Below are 16,657 nucleotides of genomic sequence, written 5' to 3' on the forward strand. Positions count from 1 at the left end.
TCACCCCAGCATCCTTGCCGCAATTTGTTGTTGGCGCAGCGCTATTCGCGCCCGCCATTCGTCGTCGGAGATCTTATTGTGCTCGAAGTATGGCAACGTGGCCGGGATGGCGTCGAAGTCGACCAGCTGCACGGCGGGGCCATCCGCCTCGGTGAGTTGACGCGACACCCGCTGCCAGCGGAACTGCAAGAAGCCACGCCGATGGCCCAGCGTCTCCACCCAGTTGGTCACTCCCGGGTTCTGGTCTGCGACGACGATACGCACCTTGCCGTCCGGATCAGCTTGCGCCTGAGTGTTGTTCAGCGAAGTCTGGTGATTGATGTAGTCCAACGAGATGTACCACAGGCTGCCCAGCTGGAAGCCGAGGTAGGGCGCGTCGGAGACCGGGATGGTGATCACCAGCGCCTGATCGGATCGCAGGTCGTAGTGGCCGACCGACGAATACTGGGTCGCCAGGCCGCCCGGCGTCAACCGGGGCGCGACCATGGTGTTGACGCGAAGATCGAGATAGAACCACTGCGGGAACTGCAGCCAGGTCTTCACCCGGTTGACGAGTTGCTTTCCGGCTGTGGCGTAACGCTTTTCGATGGTCTCGCGAGTCAGGGGCGGCGGGGCGGTGCCCGCGGTGTCCAGCCGTGAAATGGCGAGCGTGCCGCGCCGCGCCGACCAGTCACCGTAGACCTCGCGGATGACCAGCTGCCCGTTACTGGTGGGCCGCACCCGCCACTCGAAGCTGCCGTCGGCAGCGATCTCGAGTTCGCGGTCGTCGAACGCGGCCTGGCTGGCCGGCACGTTGTCGTCCGTGTACTCGCCGCCGAGCAGCTGGAAGCTCAGGTCGGTCGTGGTGCCGCGCCGGCCGGTGACGACGTAGTCGTGATTGGCATGCACCCGGGTGCCGAAGTAGAGGGTGTCGGGATTGTCCAGACCCATCTTGGTGAACGGCCCGGTTCCGGACTGCAGGAAGGGGTGGTCGCGCTCGTAGTCGAAGGCCAGGTGTATGCAGGCCGAGACGCAGCCCGCCAGGTATTGCAGGCCTTCGAGCAGGTCCGCTTCGGTCTCGATGAAGGGTGCGTCGGCGACCAGTTTCTCGGCCTCGGCGATCGCTTGGGTAAGGGGATCAGAGAACACGCATAGACGCTAGAACGTGTTCTACTTTTTCGTCAATGGCGAACGTTCTCGCGCCTCGGACGGGGAGTTCACCGACGAGGCCGACTCACTAGGGCGCGCACTGCTGCGACAGGTCGATCAGATGCTGCCGCACGTCCGGATGCCGATTCAGATAGTCGATGACGTTGCCGTTGCCGCCCTCCGCCTGCGCCTTGGCCTGCAGCTGCCGGTGGAGGTCGGGATGCCGCTGCAGATACGAGTCGATGGATTGGCCGACGGTCTGATCACATTGGGGCGCCGCGTTGGCCACCGGGAACGCGATCACCGTCGCGGCGGTAGCCGCCAGCAAACCTCCGGCGAGTGCGCGGGACCGTCCGCTGCCACGAGATGTCCTGGATGTCACGGTCATGCGCGCCAGGTTACCCGCGGCAGCTTTGCGTAGCCTGTGGGCGAAGGGGCGGCTATTTGGTGGCGGCGGCGCCGCTTTCTTGCTCCCGCTTGATTTCCAGCGCGATGTCGATGAGCTGGTCTTCCTGGCCGCCGATGAGCTTGCGCTGACCCGCGCGGTGCAGCAGCTGGTGGGCCGGCACGCCGTAGCGCTCGGACTGGCGGATGGCGTGCTTGAGGAAGCTCGAGTACACCCCGGAATAGCCCATGATCAAGGCGTTGCGGTCCAGCAGGCACTCGGCGGGCATGGCCGGGGCGACGACCTCTTCGGCGGCATCGGCGATGTCGAAGAAATCGATGCCGGTCTTGACGCCGATCTTGTCGAACACCCCGATGAGCGCCTCGACGGGCGCGTTGCCTGCGCCCGCGCCGAACCGGCGGCACGAGCCGTCGATCTGCTTGGCCCCGGCACGGACGGCCTCCACCGAGTTGGCCACCCCCAGACCCAGGTTCTCGTGCCCGTGGAAGCCGACCTGGGCGTCGTCGCCGAGCTCGGCGACCAGTGCGGCCACCCGGTCGCGCACGCCTTCGAGGACCAGCGCGCCGGCCGAATCGACCACATAGACGCACTGGCAACCGGCGTCGGCCATGATTCGGGCCTGCTGCGCGAGTTTTTCCGGCGGAATCGTGTGACTCATCATCAGGAACCCGACGGTCTCCAGGCCCAGCTCGCGGGCCAGGCCGAAGTGCTGGATGGAGACGTCGGCCTCGGTGCAATGGGTGGCGATCCGGCAGATCGACCCGCCGTTGTTCTGGGCTTCCTTGATGTCCTCCTTGGTGCCCACGCCGGGCAGCATCAAGAAGGCGATCTTGGCCTCTTTCGCCGTCTCGGCGGCCAGCTTGATCAGCTCCTGCTCGGGGGTCTTGGAGAACCCGTAATTGAAACTCGACCCGCCCAGCCCGTCACCGTGCGTGACCTCGATGACCGGCACCCCCGCGGTGTCCAGGGCGGCCACGATGGCACCCACCTCTTCTTTGGTGAACTGGTGGCGCTTGTGATGGGAGCCGTCGCGCAACGACGTGTCGGTCAGCCGGACGTCCCAAACCGGGTTGAAGAAAATCTCCTTGGTGCTCATGCTTGCATTCCTCCCGCCGTCGCGGACAGGGATTCCTTCGCGATCTCCTCGCCGACCTTGGTGGCCGCGGCGGTCATGATGTCCAGGTTGCCCGCATACGGGGGCAGGTAATCGCCGGCGCCCTCCACCTCGACGAAGGTGGTGACCACCGCCTGGCCGCCGGAGTTGAGCGACGGCTCGTCGAACTGCGGCTCGTTGAGCAACCGGTATCCCGGCACGTAGGTCTGCACCTCGGCCACCACGTCGTGGATGGACTTGGCGATCGCGTCGCGGTCGGCGTCCTCGGGGATGGCGCAGAAGATGGTGTCGCGCATGATCATCGGCGGATCGGCCGGGTTGAGGATGATGATCGCCTTGCCGCGCTTGGCGCCACCGATGGTCTCCACGCCCCTGCTGGTGGTCTTGGTGAACTCGTCGATGTTCGCCCGCGTCCCGGGACCCGCGGAAACGGAAGCCACCGACGCCACGATCTCGGCGTAGGGCACGTCGACCACGCGCGACACCGCGTAGACGATCGGGATCGTGGCCTGGCCGCCGCAGGTGATCATGTTGACGTTCGGCGCGTCCAGGTGCTGGCGCAGGTTCGCCGGCGGGATTACCGCCGGGCCCACCGCTGCCGGGGTCAAGTCGATGGCCCGAATCCCCGCGGCCTCATACTTCGGGGCCGCGTCCCGGTGCACGTACGCGCTGGTCGCCTCGAACACCAGGTCGGGCTTCTCCGGCTGGGCCAGCAACCAGTCGACCCCCTCGTGCGTGGTCTCCAGGCCCAGCTTGCGGGCCCGGGCCAGGCCCTCGCTGTCCGGGTCGATGCCCACCATCCAGCGCGGCTCGAGCCAGTCGGACCGCAGCAGCTTGTACAGCAGGTCAGTACTGATGTTTCCCGACCCGACAATCGCCACTTTTAAGGCCACACTCGCCTTAGCCGGCATGACGCTCCTTTGCGAAGGTCTCGATATTTAAGTCCGACGATTTAAATCGAGACTATTCGAATGACAACTGAACGGAACCAAGCCCGGCGAAGTCGGCCACAAACTGGTCGCCGGCGTGCACGTCGATCGCTCGCGTGCACGATCCGGGTAGCACCACGTCGCCCTTGCGCAAACGTACGCCGAAGCCCTCGACCTTGCGGGCCAGCCAGGCCACCGCGGTGACCGGGTTGCCCAGCACCGCGTCGGTGCGGCCCTTGGCGACCACCTCACCGTTGCGGGTGAGGACCGCATCGATCCCCTTGACGTCAAGGTCGTGCGGCGAGACGCGAGCCTTGCCCAACACGAAGCCCGCCGACGAGGCGTTGTCGGCGATGGTGTCGCACAACTCGATCTTCCAGTCGGTGATCCTGGTGTCGATCAACTCGATCGACGGGACCAGCGCCTCGGTGGCCGCCAGCACGTCGTCCTCGGTGCAGTCGGCGCCCGGCAGGTCGGCGTTGAGGATGAAACCGACCTCCACCTCGACCCTCGGCCACAGGTAGCGACCCACCTCCACCGGGGTGTCTTCGAACAATTGCATCTCGTCGAGCAAATGCCCGTAGTCCGGCTCGTCGACCCCCATCATCTGCTGGATCGCCTTCGACGACAGGCCCACCTTGTGGCCGAGCACCCGGGCCCCCTCGGCGACCCGTTGGCGGATGTTGATCAGCTGGATCTCATACGCGTCGACGACGTCGATGTCCGGGTGGGCGGCGGTCAGCGGAGCGATCGGCAGGCGGCTCCGTTCGGCCTGCGCCAGGTCGGCAGCAAGCTCGTCTCGTGTCGCAACACTGAGCATCTGCAGAAGTCCCCTCGTCCGTGTGACCGGCCCAGTAGCGCCCGGCCCGCGCAATTCTATAACGTGTTCTACATGACAGCACAGGAGCACGACGTCGTCGTGGTCGGGAGCGGCGGAGCCGGCATGGTGGCTGCCCTTACCGCCGCTCACCAGGGGCTTTCCACCGTAGTCATCGAGAAAGCTGCGCATTTTGGCGGCTCGACCGCACGGTCCGGTGGGGGCGTCTGGATTCCCAACAACGAGGTGCTCAAGCGTGACGGCGTCCGGGACAGCGCCGAGGCGGCCCGGACCTACCTGCACGGCATCATCGGCGACATCGTCGAACCGGAGCGCATCGACACCTACCTCGACCGTGGGCCCGAGATGCTCTCGTTTGTGCTGAAGCACACCCCGCTGAAGATGTGCTGGGTTCCGCGCTACTCCGACTACTACCCCGAGGCGCCGGGCGGCCGCGCCGAAGGCCGCTCGATCGAGCCGAAGCCATTCGACGCCCGCAAGCTGGGTGCCGACATGCCCGGGCTGGAGCCGGCTTACGGCAAGGTGCCGCTCAACGTCGTTGTGATGCAACAGGACTACGTGCGGCTGAACCAGCTGAAGCGGCACCCGCGGGGCGTGCTGCGCAGCCTGAGGGTCGGCGCCCGCACGATGTGGGCGAAGGCGACCGGCAAGAACCTCGTCGGCATGGGCCGGGCGTTGATCGGCCCGCTGCGGATCGGGTTGCAGGAGGCCGGCGTTCCGGTGTTGCTCAACACCGCGCTGACCGACCTGTACGTCGAGGACGACGTGGTGCGCGGGGTCTATGTCCGCGACACCGGCGCATCGGAGTCATCCGAGCCGAGGCTGATCCGGGCCCGGCGGGGGGTGATCCTCGCCTCCGGCGGTTTCGAGCACAACGAACAGATGCGGGTGAAGTATCAGCGTGCGCCGATCACCACGGAGTGGACCGTCGGAGCCAAGGCCAACACCGGCGACGGCATCCTCGCCGCCGAAAAGCTCGGGGCCGCACTGGAACTGATGGAAGATGCCTGGTGGGGCCCGACGGTGCCGCTGGTGGGTGCGCCGTGGTTCGCGTTGTCGGAACGCAATTCGCCGGGATCGATCATCGTCAACATGTCGGGCAAGCGGTTCATGAACGAGTCGATGCCCTACGTCGAGGCCTGCCACCACATGTACGGCGGGGAATTCGGCCAGGGGCCCGGGCCGGGCGAGAACATTCCGGCGTGGCTGGTGTTCGACCAGCAATACCGGGACCGCTACATCTTCGCGGGATTGCAGCCGGGACAACGCATTCCCCGCAAGTGGATGGATTCCGGGGTCATCATCCAGGGCGAGACGCTCGAGGAGCTTGCCCAGAAGGCCGGCCTGCCCGTTGCCGAGTTCACCGCGACGGTGGCGCGATTCAACGGCTTCGCCCGCTCGGGCGTCGACGAGGACTACCACCGCGGCGAGAGCGCGTACGACCGCTACTACGGCGACCCGACCAACAAGCCGAATCCCAACCTGGGCGAGCTCACCCACGCGCCGTACTACGCCGCCAAGATGGTGCCCGGGGACTTGGGCACCAAGGGCGGCGTCCGCACCGACGTCCACGGCCGTGCGCTGCGGGACGACGGCACGATCATCGAAGGCCTTTATGCCGCAGGCAATGTCAGCGCACCGGTGATGGGCCACACCTATCCGGGGCCGGGCGGCACGATAGGGCCGGCGATGACCTTCGGATACCTGGCCGCACTGCACATTGCGGGGGAACGCTGATGCCCATTGACGTAGACGTCGCGCTGGCCGCCGAGCTGGAGCCCATCGACTTCTCGTGGACGAGCAGCGATGTCCAGCTCTACCACCTTGCGCTGGGGGCGGGTAAGGACCCCATGGACCCGCGCGAACTGCGCTACCTCGCTGACGACACACCGCAGGTTCTGCCGACGTTCGGCAACGTCGCGGCCTCCTTCCACATGACCAAGCCGCCGACCGTGCAATTCCCCGGCATCGACATCGAGCTGGGCAAGGTGCTGCACGCCAGCGAGCGGGTGGAGGTGCCCGGGCCGCTGCCGCCCTCGGGGTCGGCCCGCGCCGTCACCCGGTTCACCGATATCTGGGACAAGGGCAAGGCAGCGGTGATCTGGAGCGAGACGACGGTCAGCGCGCCAGACGGCACGCTGCTGTGGACGCAGCGGCGGTCCATCTTCGCCCGTGGCGAGGGCGGATTCGGCGGCGAGCGCGGCCCGTCGACGGGCGACGCGGCGCCGGACCGGGCGCCGGACATGGAGGTCGCGGTGCCGATCCTGCCGCAGCAGGCGCTGCTGTACCGGCTGTGCGGGGACCGCAACCCGCTGCACTCCGATCCGGAATTCGCTGCGGCCGCCGGCTTTTCGCAGCCCATTCTGCACGGCCTATGCACGTACGGCATGACGTGCAAGGCGATCGTCGACACGCTGCTGGACGGCGACGCCGGGGCGGTGGCCGCCTACGGCGCACGCTTCGCCGGGGTGGCGTTCCCCGGCGAGACGCTCAACGTCGGCATCTGGAAGGAAGGCGGGCGGCTGCTGGCCAGCGTTGTCGCGCCTTCGCGCGACAACGCTGTGGTGCTCAGCGGCGTCGAGTTGGTGCCCGCCTAGGGGCCCTCGCCCCGAGTGTGACGCTGCAGTCACATTCGGGGCCCAGCGTGACGGCAACGTCACGCTCGACAAGCCAGTGCTGCCCTTACTCGGCGAACGATGTCGGCTGGGCGGTCGCCTGCGACCACCCGGATGACTATCCATCCGCGACGTTGCAGCTTCTCTAGTCGCCTGATGTCCCAGTGGTACTGGGAGCGATCGTTGCGATGCTGGTCCCCGTCGTACTCGACCGCGACTTTGACATCTTCCCAACCCATGTCCAGATATGCGATTGCACTCCCGAATTCGTCGAACACCGGGATCTGCGTCTGTGGCCGTGGCAGACCCGCCTGCACCAGAACCAGGCGCAACCAGGTCTCCTTCGGCGACTGCGCGCCGGCGTCCACCAGGTCGAGTGAGCCGCGTGCTCGTTCAATTCCGCGACGTCCGCGGTATCGAGCCACCAACAGTTCGGCGTCGGCCATCTTGACATCGGTGGCGCGAGCCAGCGCGTCAATCGCGGCGACCGCTGTTGTCTGTGGATACCAGCAAGCGAGGTCGAGCGCGGTGCGCGCCGGAGTCGTAACCGCGATGCCGTCGATCAGCCCGACCTCGTCACTTTCGAGCCGATCCCCCCATATCTGCAGACCCGGCAGTGCATGCCGGTTGTCATGGATGACGTCCACGGGCCGATGTGCGTCGACCCACTCACTACCGTGCAGATCCGCGGCCGAGAAGCCGGCAATGACACCGCGGCGGCCCGACCACAGCCACGCGGCCCGGGCACGAAGCCGATGAGTGAGCTCGGTTCCTTCGGTTACATAGACATCGCGGAACACCCGCGTGTACTTCCGGCGCAGTTGACTATGCGATAGGGCTCCGGCGGCCACGGCCTCGCTGCCGATGAACGGTTCTCCCATGGCCGCAGTGTGTCAGCGACCACCGACACGGCTCGAGCGTGACGCTGTGGTCACGGTCGCGGCCCAGCGTGACCGCAGCGTCACGCTCGAGGCCAAAAGAGTCGGGTTAGCCGAGGATGAGGCCCGAGGTCGGCACACCGGTTCCCGCGGTGACGAGGACGTGCTCGACGTCGGGGACCGGGTTCACCGAGGTGCCGCGCAATTGCCGCACGCCCTCGGCGATCCCGTTCATCCCGTGGATGTAGGCCTCGCCGAGTTGCCCGCCATGCGTGTTGATGGGCAGCCGGCCACCAACCTCGATTGCGCCGTCGGCGATGAAGTCCTTGGCCTCGCCCTTGCCGCAGAACCCCAACTCCTCCAACTGAATCAGCGTGAAGGGGGTGAAGTGGTCGTACAGGATGGCGGTCTGGATGTCGGAGGGCTGCAGGCCGGATTGCTGCCACAGCTGCTGACCCACCACGCCCATCTCGGGCAGACCCAGTTCCGGCCGGTAGTAACTGACCATCGTGTATTGGTCGGGGCTCGAGCCCTGCGACGCCGCCTCGATGACGGCCGGCCGCTGCTTGAGGTCCCGCGCGCGCTCCACGGACGTCACCACGATCGCGACCGCGCCGTCGGTTTCCTGGCAGCAGTCCAGCAGCCGCAGCGGCTCGGCGATCCACCGCGAATTCTGGTGGTCCTCAATGGTTATCGGCTTCTCGTAGAAGTAGGCCTTCGGGTTCTTGGCGGCGTGCTTGCGGTCGGCCACCGAGATGACACCGAAGTCGCGACTGGTCGCACCGGACAGGTGCATGTAGCGCTGGGCGATCATGGCGACCTGCGCGGCCGGGGTCGAGAGCCCGTGCGGGTAGGAGAACGCATTGTCCGCCGCGGTCGAATCGGCCTGTGCGCGGGCATCTCCGGCCAGTCGGGTCTGCACCTGACCGAACCGCATGCCCGACCGTTCGTTGAACGCCCGGTACGCCACCACGACCTCGGCCACCCCGGTGGCGACGGCGAGCGCCGCCTGCTGGACGGTCGCGCACGCGGCGCCGCCGCCGTAGCCGATCTGCGAGAAGAACTTCAGGTCACCGATGCCGACCGCGCGCGCGACCGCGGTCTCGTTGTTGGTGTCCATCGTGAAGGTGGTCAGCCCGTCGACATCCGACGGCGAAAGACCGGCGTCGTCCAGGGCGTCCAGCACCGCCTCGGCCGCCAACCGCAGCTCGCTTCGACCGGAGTCCTTCGAGAAGTCGGTGGCGCCGATTCCGGCGATCGCCGCTTTACCGGAGAGCATCAGGAGTCCCCCATCGTGAGCGTCACGGTCGCGATGACGTGGTCGCCAAGGCTGTTGCGCCCGAACACCTTCACCGTGATGAGGCCGTCGTCCACGGCGGTCACCTCGCCGGAGAAGGTCACCGTGTCGTAGGCGTACCACGGCACGCCGAGCCGCAGCCCGATGGACTTGATCAGCGCGGAGGGTCCCGCCCAGTCGGTGACGTAGCGCTGCACCAGCCCGGTGTCGGTCAGGATGTTGACGAAGATGTCCTTCGACCCCTTGGCCTGCGCCAGATCGCGGTCATGGTGCACGTCCTGAAAGTCCCGCGTCGCCAGGGCCGTCGAGATGATGAAGGTCGGGTCGCCGTGCAGCTTCAGCTCAGGCAGGACGGTGCCGACTTGGATGGCGGGTGCGCTCATGCCGCGGGCTCCCAGGCATACAGGGTCCACTCGGGGCCGGCGGGGCCGGCCGGGAAGTCGATATAGGTTGCGCGGACCGGCATTCCGATTTTCACCTTGGCGGGGTCCACCCCGCGCAACTCGCCCAGCATTCGCACGCCCTCGTCGAGCTCCACCAAAGCGATGACGAACGGCAGCGTACGGCCGGGCACCTTCGGGGCATGGTGCACGACAAAGCTGAACACGGTGCCCTTGCCGCTGGCCACCACGTAGTCGATCGGGGCGGCTTTGTCCTGCCACACCGCCGGCACGGGCGGGTGCTGCAGGCTGCCGCCGGGCCGGCGCTGGATCCTCAGCTCGTGTGCGTTGACGCCCTCCCAGAAGAAGGCGGTGTCGCGCGACGACGCCGGACGCATCATGGCGTCGGGATCGAGGTCAGCGGGCACCTGGGACGTCTCAGACTCCGAGCGCGGCTTGAATTTCAAGATGCGCCAATTCATCTCGGCGACGTCTTCGTCTCCGACGCGCCAGATGATGTGCTGGTTGATGAACCAGCCCTCGCCCAGTGCGGTCTGCTTGGGCCCGACCACGTCACCCATCTCCGAGGTGATGCTGACGTGTTCACCGGGCTGCAGGTAGCGGTGATAGGTCTGTTCGCAGTTGGTGGCGACCACGCCGATGTAGCCGGCGTTGTCGAATAACTCCATGATGGGGCCCATCGGGTCGTCCTTCGGACGCTCCCCGCCCAGGCCGAACATGGTCCACACCTGAATCATGGCCGGCGGGGCGACAATTCCCGGGTGTCCGACGGCTCGTGCGGCGGCCTCGTCGACGTAGATGGGGTTGCTATCGCCGATGGCCTCCACCCAGTTGTTGATCATCGGCTGGTTCACCGGATCGCGGCCGGAGCGCGGCTTGGGGTCGCCCGCCGCCTTGATCTCGGCGATCGCTTCCTGAATATCGGTCACCGTGGCACCCTCGGCACTTTGAGGCCCGCGGCCGCGATCATTTCCCGCATGACTTCGTTCACGCCTCCACCGAAGGTGATCACCAGGTTGCGCTTGGTTTGCGAGTCCAGCCAGCGAAGCAGCTCGGCGGTATCCGAGTCTGCGGGATTACCGTACTTGCCGACGACCTCCTCGGCGAGTCGGCCGATGTACTGAATCTTCTCCGTGCCAAAGACTTTCGTCGACGCCGCGTCGGCCACGTTGATGTCCTCACCCGCGGCGGCCACCTGCCAGTTCAGCAGCTCGTTGATCCGCCACATCGCGTGGATCTCACCGAGTGCCCGCTTGACGTCGGCGTGGTCGATGGGCGTGACCCCGTCACTACCCGGCTTGGACGCCCAGGCATGCACCCGGTCGTAGATGCCGGCGGTACGGCCCGCGGGGCCCAGCATGACCCGTTCGTTGTTGAGTTGGGTGGTGATCAGCCGCCACCCGCCGTTCTCCTCGCCGACCAGCATGTCGGCGGGCACCCGCACGTCGTTGTAGTAGGTGGCGTTGGTGTGGTGGGCGCCATCGGACAGGATGATCGGCGTCCAGGAGTAGCCAGGGTCCTTGGTGTCGACGATCAGGATCGAAATGCCCTTGTGCTTCACGGCTTCGGGATCCGTGCGGCAGGCCAGCCAGATGTAGTCGGCGTCATGGGCGCCGGTGGTGAAGATCTTCTGCCCGTTGACGATGTACTCGTCGCCCTGGCGCACGGCGGTGGTGCGCAGGGAAGCCAGGTCGGTGCCCGCCTCCGGCTCGGTGTAACCGATCGCGAAGTGCACCTCGCCGGCCAGGATCGCCGGCAGGAACTTCTTCTTCTGCGCCTCGCTGCCGAACTGCTGCAGGACGGGACCGACCGTCTGCAACGTCACCGCGGGCAGCGGCACGTCGGCCCGATGCGCCTCGTTGACGAAGATCGACTGCTCGATCGGGCCGAAGCCCAAGCCGCCGAACTCCTTTGGCCACCCGACGCCGAGCTTGCCGTCCCGGCCCATCCGCCGGATCACCGCACGATAGGCCTCGTTGTGGCGATCTTGCTCCATCGCCTTCATCTCGTCGGAGGAGATCAGGTTCGAAAAGTATTCCCGCAGTTCCGCTTGCAGCTGACGCTGTTCCGGGGTCAGGTCTATGAACATTGCGCCCCAACCAGATTCTCTGCGTGGCGACCCGCTGCGCCCGGCTTCGCCGCGCTTGCGATCGCCACGAGGTCGAGACGATGAGAAGGCCCGCCCAGCAGCCGGGTCAGGTCTTTGACAGTGGAGTAGTACCGGTGCATCGGATAGGTGATGTCCATGCCCATGCCGCCGTGCAGGTGGTGGCAGAGCTGCATCACCGGCGGCGCCTGCGAGGTGATCCAGTAGCCGAGGACATCCAGGTCGTCGTCGGCGTCCCGTCCTTCGGACAGCCGCCAAGCGACGGACTTCGCCGCCAAATCGATGGTGCGCGAAGCGATGTAGACCTCGGCGAGTTGGGCGGCCACGGTCTGGAACGTCGAAAGCGGTTTGCCGAATTGCTTGCGGTTGGCCACGTAGTCCGCGGTGAGGCGCAGCGCCCCGGCCACCAGCCCGTCGGCGTAGGCGCCGATGGCCGCCAGCGCCAGCTGATTGACCCGGTGCGCCGTCGCGCCCGCGAGCACGTCGGAGTCAGCGACCGCGACGTCTGCGAACGTCACCGTGTACTCGTCGGAGCCGTTCGATGTCGGCGTCCGAACCAGCTGGACGCCGTCGGCCGTCGGCGACACCACGACCACCGCGTTGTCGGCGGTCACGACGATCCAGTCCGCCGACGAGGCATATGCGACACCGACTTTGGTGCCCGACAGGCGGCCACCCGCGAAGGCGGTCGTCGGTCGATCGGGCAGGGCGGTGCCGGGCTCGTTGAGCGCGGCCGTCAGCACGCCGCCCTTGGCGACACCGGCCAAAATCCGGTCCTGCTGTTCGTCGGAGGCCAGGTCGAGCAGCGGCAGCACGCCGAAGCCGAGCGTGGCCAGCGCCGGCGTGACGGCGCCGTGGCGACCGACCTCGGTCAGCACCGTGGCGACCTCGAGCAGGCCGACGCCGTCGCCGCCGAGACGCTCGGGCACCGGCAGCGCCGTCACGCCCCCGTTGACCATTGCATCCCAGCTGAGCTCCCGGTCCAGAACTGACGTCACCACATCGGCGACGGCCTGTTGCGTCGCAGTGAGGTCGAAGTCCATCAGGACGTCACCGCCGCCTTGCGGGTGTAGTCCACCTGCCAATGCTTGATCCCGTTGAGCCAGCCCGACCGCAGCCGCTCGGGCTCACCGATCGGCTCGAGGTCCGGCATGTGATCGGCGACCGCGTTGAAGATCAGGTTGATGGTCATGCGGGCCAGGTTCGCGCCGATGCAGTAGTGGGCGCCCGTCCCGCCGAAACCGACATGGGGATTCGGGTCGCGCAGGATGTTGAACGTGTGCGGGTCGTCGAAGACCTCTTCGTCGAAGTTGGCCGACCGGTAAGACATCACCACCCGCTCACCCTTCTTGATCCGCACGCCGGACAACTCGGTGTCCTCGCTGGCGGTGCGCTGGAAGGCGGAAACCGGGGTGGCCCAGCGGATGATCTCGTCGGCGGCGGTCGACGGGCGCTCCTTCTTGAAGAGCTCCCACTGATCGGGGTTGTTGGCAAAAGCGATCATGCCGTGGGTGATCGAGTTGCGCGTGGTCTCGTTGCCGGCCACAGCGAGCATGACCACGAAGAAGCCGAACTCGTCATCGGAAAGCTTTTCGCCGTCGATGTCGGCCTGGATGAGCGTGGTGACGATGTCGTCGGTGGGATTCTGGTTTCGCTCCGCGGCCATCGCCATGGCGTACGTGATCAGTTCCATCGAGGATTGCGCGGGATCGACGTCGGCGTACTCGGGGTCGGTGCCGCCGGTCATCTCGTTGGACCAGCGGAAGAGCTTGTCGCGATCCTCCTGCGGAACCCCGAGCAGGCCCGCGATGGCTTGCAACGGCAGCTCGCACGCCACCTGCTCGACGAAGTCGCCGCTGCCCTCGGACGCCGCGGTCTTGGCGATGTTCTGGGCGCGCTGGGCCAGTTCCGCTTCCAGCCGCCCGATGGCCCGGGGCGTGAACCCGCGGGAGATGATCTTGCGCAGCCGGGTGTGATGGGGTGCGTCCATGTTGAGCATGACGCTGCGCTGCAGTTCGACCTGCTCACGCTTCATCTCCGGCGGCCATGTGGGGATGGCGCCGTTCATCCAGCTCGAGAAGACGTCGCTGCGCCTCGACACCTCCTTGACGTCGGCGTGCTTGGTGACGATCCAATATCCGTGGTCCTCGAAGCCACCCGCGCCGTTGGGGATCTCGACCCAGTGGATCGGCTCCGCCTTGCGCAGCCAGGCGAGTTCCTCGACTGGCAACCCTGCGAGGTTGACGTCAGGATCGAGAAAGTCGAAGTCGGCGGGGATGTTGGGGGGTGCCATGATGTGTGCGCTCCTCAATTGCAACGTGTTCTAGTGCCAGTAAAACACGGCTCTTCCGCAGATAAAAGGCAGGTAGCCATCCTCGCTTGTCAGACTAATGAAACGTGTTCTAGCCTGACGGAATGGGTAACCCGGTAATCGTCGAAGCCACGCGCAGCCCGATCGGCAAACGCAATGGATGGCTGTCAGGGCTGCACGCCACCGAGCTCCTCGGTGCGGTGCAGAAGGCATTGGTTGAGAAGGCCGGCATCGACGCCGGCGACGTCGAACAGGTCATCGGCGGCTGCGTGACGCAGTACGGCGAGCAGTCCAACAACATCACGCGGGTGAGCTGGCTCGTCGCGGGGCTGCCGGAGCACGTTGGCGCCACGACCGTGGACTGCCAGTGCGGCAGCAGCCAGCAGGCCAACGGCCTCATCGCCGGCCTGATCGCGGCGGGCGCCATCGACATCGGCATCGCGTGCGGCATCGAGGCCATGAGCCGCGTCGGACTCGGCGCCAACGCCGGCCCCGACCGCACCATCCTGCGGCCCGAGTCGTGGGACATCGACCTGCCCGACCAGTTCACCGCGGCCGAGCGGATCGCCAAGCGGCGTGGCATCACCCGCGAAGACATCGATGAGTTCGGCTACCAGTCCCAGGCCAAGGCCAAGCTGGCGTGGGAAGAGGGCCGGTTCGACCGCGAGATCTCCCCGATCGAGGCGCCGGCGCTGGACGAGAACAAGCGACCGACGTCGGAGCGGGTCATCATCTCCCGCGATCAGGGCCTGCGCGACACCACCCTCTCGGGACTGAGCGCGCTGAAGCCGGTCATCGAGGGTGGTATCCACACGGCCGGAACGTCGTCGCAGATTTCCGACGGCGCCGCGGCCGTGCTGTGGATGGACGAGGACAAGGCCAAGGCGCTCGGGCTGCGGCCGCGGGCGCGCATCGTCAGCCAGGCGTTGGTGGGCGCCGAGCCCTACTACCACCTGGACGGCCCGGTGCAGTCGACGGCCAAGGTGCTGGAGAAGGCGGGCATGAAGATGGGCGACATCGACCTCGTCGAGATCAACGAGGCGTTCGCGTCGGTAGTGCTGTCCTGGGCGCGCGTCCACGAGCCCGACATGGCCAGGGTCAACGTCAACGGCGGGGCCATCGCGCTGGGTCACCCGGTGGGCAGCACCGGCAGCCGGCTGATCACCACCGCGCTGCACGAACTGGAGCGCACCGACCAGAGCACCGCGCTGATCACCATGTGCGCGGGCGGCGCCCTGTCCACCGGCACCATCATCGAGCGCATCTAGCCCCTCGGTGCTGGTCTCCGCAGAGAGCCGCATCGCCGCGGCGCAGTCGTACATCGACGCGCTCGTCAGCCATGACGGCGACTCCGTTCCGTTCGCCGCCGGGTGCACCCGCATCGAGCAAGGGATGAAGAACGGGTTTTCCGGAAACCATTTGCGCCGCAGCCTGAATCGCGGCCCCCAGTACCGATTGCTCGCGGACACGACGCCGCCGGACTACCGGGTCGACGGCGACCGGGTGCATGCCGCGTACGTCGTGCTGACCAAGGCGGCCTTCGGCGGCCGGCGACTGGCCGCCCGGGTCAACGAGACCTTCGTGATCCCCGCCGAAACTCCGAGCGGGAGAGCCGAAATCCAGCACATCAAGGTTCGCTTCCAACCGTTCATCCAGCGCTAAGGACTGTCGTGGAAAAGCCCAAATCATTGAATTCGCCCATGACCGGTTTCATCATCAAGTGGATGTCGCGAGGCAATACCTGGATGTATCGCCTCAGCAAGGGCAAGTGGGGCGGCACGTTTCAGAAGAACCCGGTCGCGCTGCTGACCACCACCGGACGCAAGACCGGGCAACCGCGCGTGAGCCCGTTGCTCTACATGCGAGAAGGCGATCGCGTGCTGCTGGTGGCATCACAAGGCGGCCGCGACAAGCACCCGCTGTGGTATCTCAACCTCAAGGCCAACCCGAAAGTATCCGTGCAGATCAAAGACGAGGTGTTGCAGTTACAGGCGCGCGACGCCACACCCGAAGAGCGCGCACAGTACTGGCCGAAACTGGTGGCGATGTACCCCAACTTCGACGACTACCAGTCGTGGACGGATCGGGTGATCCCGGTCGTCATCTGCGACCCGTAGCGTTTTCCCAGGGCGCCGGGCGGGAATCACCCGAGCACGATGCCCAACTGGATTCGCAACTCACGACCGATCGCCCTGCTGCTGAAGTACTTCGCGCGTGCGCACGTTTGGGTGTATCGGCGAACCGACGGCAGGATCGGCGCGAAGCTGCTGCGCTTCCCAGCGGCGCTGCTGACCACGACCGGACGCAAGTCGGACGAGCCGCGCACCACCGCGACGCTGTACCTGCGCGACGGCGAAAAAGTGATTCTGCCGGCGTCCTTCGGGGGCCGGGAGGATAACCCGTCGTGGTACCTCAACCTCCAGGAGAATCCCGAAGTGCAGGTGCAGATTCGGGCGCAGCGGCTCGATCTGGTCGCCCGCGACTCCACCGCAGAAGAGCGCGCCAAGTATTGGCCCCAGCTAGTCGAGATGTACCCGCGCTACCGCGAGTACCGCGAGGCCGCCGACCGGGTAATCCCGTTGGTGGTGTGCGAACCGCTTCGGCGAAAGTGAAACTGTTGCGAGAAAAGTCGC

At 66.5% G+C, this 16,657-nt stretch carries 18 protein-coding genes; 6 read left to right on the forward strand and 12 right to left on the reverse strand.

Annotated elements, in window-relative coordinates; all coding sequences use genetic code 11:
- From KXD96_RS00765 to KXD96_RS00785, 5 genes are all read right to left on the reverse strand, one after another.
- Complete coding sequence (locus KXD96_RS00765; protein ID WP_260742313.1) at positions 1-1,128, reverse strand: hypothetical protein; 1,128 nt, start codon at positions 1,126-1,128, stop codon at positions 1-3.
- Between the two features lie 88 nt (positions 1,129-1,216).
- Entirely contained in the window at positions 1,217-1,516 is a 300-nt protein-coding gene (locus KXD96_RS00770; RefSeq protein WP_260742314.1) for a hypothetical protein, read from the reverse strand.
- A gap of 52 nt (positions 1,517-1,568) precedes the next feature.
- Positions 1,569-2,630, reverse strand: coding sequence for a 4-hydroxy-2-oxovalerate aldolase (gene dmpG / locus KXD96_RS00775; protein ID WP_260742315.1), 1,062 nt, complete (start codon positions 2,628-2,630; stop codon positions 1,569-1,571).
- Positions 2,627-3,559 (reverse strand): acetaldehyde dehydrogenase (acetylating), encoded by a 933-nt coding sequence (locus KXD96_RS00780; protein WP_260742316.1) that lies wholly within the window; start codon positions 3,557-3,559, stop codon positions 2,627-2,629. Before KXD96_RS00780 ends, dmpG begins: the two co-directional genes overlap by 4 nt.
- A gap of 52 nt (positions 3,560-3,611) precedes the next feature.
- Positions 3,612-4,397: a 2-keto-4-pentenoate hydratase gene (locus tag KXD96_RS00785; protein WP_260742317.1), complete on the reverse strand. Its 786-nt coding sequence runs from the start codon at positions 4,395-4,397 to the stop codon at positions 3,612-3,614.
- A gap of 72 nt (positions 4,398-4,469) precedes the next feature.
- Here KXD96_RS00785 and kstD point away from each other — a divergent pair, with 72 nt between their 5' ends.
- Together kstD and KXD96_RS00795 are read left to right on the forward strand one after the other, a co-directional pair.
- The gene (gene kstD, locus KXD96_RS00790) at positions 4,470-6,152 is read left to right on the forward strand and encodes a 3-oxosteroid 1-dehydrogenase (RefSeq protein ID WP_260742318.1); all 1,683 of its coding nucleotides are present in this window, start codon (positions 4,470-4,472) and stop codon (positions 6,150-6,152) included.
- The gene (locus KXD96_RS00795; protein ID WP_260742319.1) at positions 6,152-7,012 is read left to right on the forward strand and encodes a MaoC/PaaZ C-terminal domain-containing protein; all 861 of its coding nucleotides are present in this window, start codon (positions 6,152-6,154) and stop codon (positions 7,010-7,012) included. The genes kstD and KXD96_RS00795 overlap by 1 nt, the downstream gene beginning before the upstream one ends.
- A gap of 59 nt (positions 7,013-7,071) precedes the next feature.
- On the opposite strand, the gene KXD96_RS00800 is transcribed toward KXD96_RS00795, so the two are convergent.
- The 7 genes from KXD96_RS00800 to KXD96_RS00830 form a co-directional block, all read right to left on the reverse strand.
- Positions 7,072-7,911, reverse strand: a complete 840-nt coding sequence (locus tag KXD96_RS00800; protein ID WP_260742320.1) for a hypothetical protein — start codon at positions 7,909-7,911, stop codon at positions 7,072-7,074.
- Between the two features lie 106 nt (positions 7,912-8,017).
- Positions 8,018-9,187, reverse strand: a complete 1,170-nt coding sequence (locus KXD96_RS00805) for a lipid-transfer protein (RefSeq protein ID WP_260742321.1) — start codon at positions 9,185-9,187, stop codon at positions 8,018-8,020.
- On the reverse strand, positions 9,187-9,588 hold the full coding sequence (locus tag KXD96_RS00810) for a MaoC family dehydratase (protein WP_260742322.1): 402 nt from the start codon (positions 9,586-9,588) through the stop codon (positions 9,187-9,189). Before KXD96_RS00810 ends, KXD96_RS00805 begins: the two co-directional genes overlap by 1 nt.
- A complete protein-coding gene (locus KXD96_RS00815; RefSeq protein WP_260742323.1) occupies positions 9,585-10,535 on the reverse strand; it encodes a bifunctional MaoC family dehydratase N-terminal/OB-fold nucleic acid binding domain-containing protein in 951 nt (316 codons plus the stop codon). The genes KXD96_RS00810 and KXD96_RS00815 overlap by 4 nt, the downstream gene beginning before the upstream one ends.
- Positions 10,532-11,695 carry an acyl-CoA dehydrogenase FadE29 gene (gene fadE29 / locus KXD96_RS00820; RefSeq protein WP_260742324.1) on the reverse strand — a complete coding sequence of 388 codons (1,164 nt, stop codon included), beginning with the start codon at positions 11,693-11,695 and terminating at the stop codon, positions 10,532-10,534. The genes KXD96_RS00815 and fadE29 overlap by 4 nt, the downstream gene beginning before the upstream one ends.
- Positions 11,686-12,756: an acyl-CoA dehydrogenase family protein gene (locus KXD96_RS00825; protein ID WP_260742325.1), complete on the reverse strand. Its 1,071-nt coding sequence runs from the start codon at positions 12,754-12,756 to the stop codon at positions 11,686-11,688. The genes fadE29 and KXD96_RS00825 overlap by 10 nt, the downstream gene beginning before the upstream one ends.
- Positions 12,756-14,006 carry a cytochrome P450 gene (locus KXD96_RS00830; RefSeq protein ID WP_260742326.1) on the reverse strand — a complete coding sequence of 417 codons (1,251 nt, stop codon included), beginning with the start codon at positions 14,004-14,006 and terminating at the stop codon, positions 12,756-12,758. The genes KXD96_RS00825 and KXD96_RS00830 overlap by 1 nt, the downstream gene beginning before the upstream one ends.
- A 122-nt stretch (positions 14,007-14,128) precedes the next feature.
- On the opposite strand from KXD96_RS00830, the gene KXD96_RS00835 reads away from it, so the two are divergent.
- Genes KXD96_RS00835 through KXD96_RS00850 form a run of 4 tightly spaced genes read left to right on the forward strand, consistent with a single transcriptional unit; the run spans position 14,129 to position 16,636 of the window.
- Positions 14,129-15,292: a steroid 3-ketoacyl-CoA thiolase gene (locus KXD96_RS00835; protein ID WP_260742327.1), complete on the forward strand. Its 1,164-nt coding sequence runs from the start codon at positions 14,129-14,131 to the stop codon at positions 15,290-15,292.
- Positions 15,293-15,299: 7 nt separating this feature from the next.
- Positions 15,300-15,686, forward strand: coding sequence for a hypothetical protein (locus KXD96_RS00840; RefSeq protein ID WP_260742328.1), 387 nt, complete (start codon positions 15,300-15,302; stop codon positions 15,684-15,686).
- Positions 15,687-15,724: 38 nt separating this feature from the next.
- Complete coding sequence (locus KXD96_RS00845; protein WP_260742329.1) at positions 15,725-16,141, forward strand: nitroreductase family deazaflavin-dependent oxidoreductase; 417 nt, start codon at positions 15,725-15,727, stop codon at positions 16,139-16,141.
- A 39-nt stretch (positions 16,142-16,180) separates the two neighbouring features.
- Positions 16,181-16,636, forward strand: coding sequence for a nitroreductase family deazaflavin-dependent oxidoreductase (locus KXD96_RS00850; RefSeq protein WP_260742330.1), 456 nt, complete (start codon positions 16,181-16,183; stop codon positions 16,634-16,636).
- Positions 16,637-16,657: the final 21 nt, after the last annotated feature.

This window comes from Mycobacterium sp. SMC-2 (genome assembly GCF_025263485.1).
In the GTDB taxonomy this organism is placed as follows: Bacteria; Actinomycetota; Actinomycetes; order Mycobacteriales; family Mycobacteriaceae; genus Mycobacterium.

What these genes read in the sequence shown, in the direction of transcription:
- KXD96_RS00770 (WP_260742314.1), bottom strand. Translation starts at nt 1,516, where the DNA reads ATGACCGTGACATCCAGGACATCTCGTGGCAGCGGACGGTCCCGCGCA.
- dmpG (WP_260742315.1), bottom strand. Translation starts at nt 2,630, where the DNA reads ATGAGCACCAAGGAGATTTTCTTCAACCCGGTTTGGGACGTCCGGCTG.
- KXD96_RS00780 (WP_260742316.1), bottom strand. Translation starts at nt 3,559, where the DNA reads ATGCCGGCTAAGGCGAGTGTGGCCTTAAAAGTGGCGATTGTCGGGTCG.
- KXD96_RS00785 (WP_260742317.1), bottom strand. Translation starts at nt 4,397, where the DNA reads ATGCTCAGTGTTGCGACACGAGACGAGCTTGCTGCCGACCTGGCGCAG.
- kstD (WP_260742318.1), top strand. Translation starts at nt 4,470, where the DNA reads ATGACAGCACAGGAGCACGACGTCGTCGTGGTCGGGAGCGGCGGAGCC.
- KXD96_RS00795 (WP_260742319.1), top strand. Translation starts at nt 6,152, where the DNA reads ATGCCCATTGACGTAGACGTCGCGCTGGCCGCCGAGCTGGAGCCCATC.
- KXD96_RS00800 (WP_260742320.1), bottom strand. Translation starts at nt 7,911, where the DNA reads ATGGGAGAACCGTTCATCGGCAGCGAGGCCGTGGCCGCCGGAGCCCTA.
- KXD96_RS00805 (WP_260742321.1), bottom strand. Translation starts at nt 9,187, where the DNA reads ATGCTCTCCGGTAAAGCGGCGATCGCCGGAATCGGCGCCACCGACTTC.
- KXD96_RS00810 (WP_260742322.1), bottom strand. Translation starts at nt 9,588, where the DNA reads ATGAGCGCACCCGCCATCCAAGTCGGCACCGTCCTGCCTGAGCTGAAG.
- fadE29 (WP_260742324.1), bottom strand. Translation starts at nt 11,695, where the DNA reads ATGTTCATAGACCTGACCCCGGAACAGCGTCAGCTGCAAGCGGAACTG.
- KXD96_RS00825 (WP_260742325.1), bottom strand. Translation starts at nt 12,756, where the DNA reads ATGGACTTCGACCTCACTGCGACGCAACAGGCCGTCGCCGATGTGGTG.
- KXD96_RS00830 (WP_260742326.1), bottom strand. Translation starts at nt 14,006, where the DNA reads ATGGCACCCCCCAACATCCCCGCCGACTTCGACTTTCTCGATCCTGAC.
- KXD96_RS00835 (WP_260742327.1), top strand. Translation starts at nt 14,129, where the DNA reads ATGGGTAACCCGGTAATCGTCGAAGCCACGCGCAGCCCGATCGGCAAA.
- KXD96_RS00845 (WP_260742329.1), top strand. Translation starts at nt 15,725, where the DNA reads ATGACCGGTTTCATCATCAAGTGGATGTCGCGAGGCAATACCTGGATG.
- KXD96_RS00850 (WP_260742330.1), top strand. Translation starts at nt 16,181, where the DNA reads ATGCCCAACTGGATTCGCAACTCACGACCGATCGCCCTGCTGCTGAAG.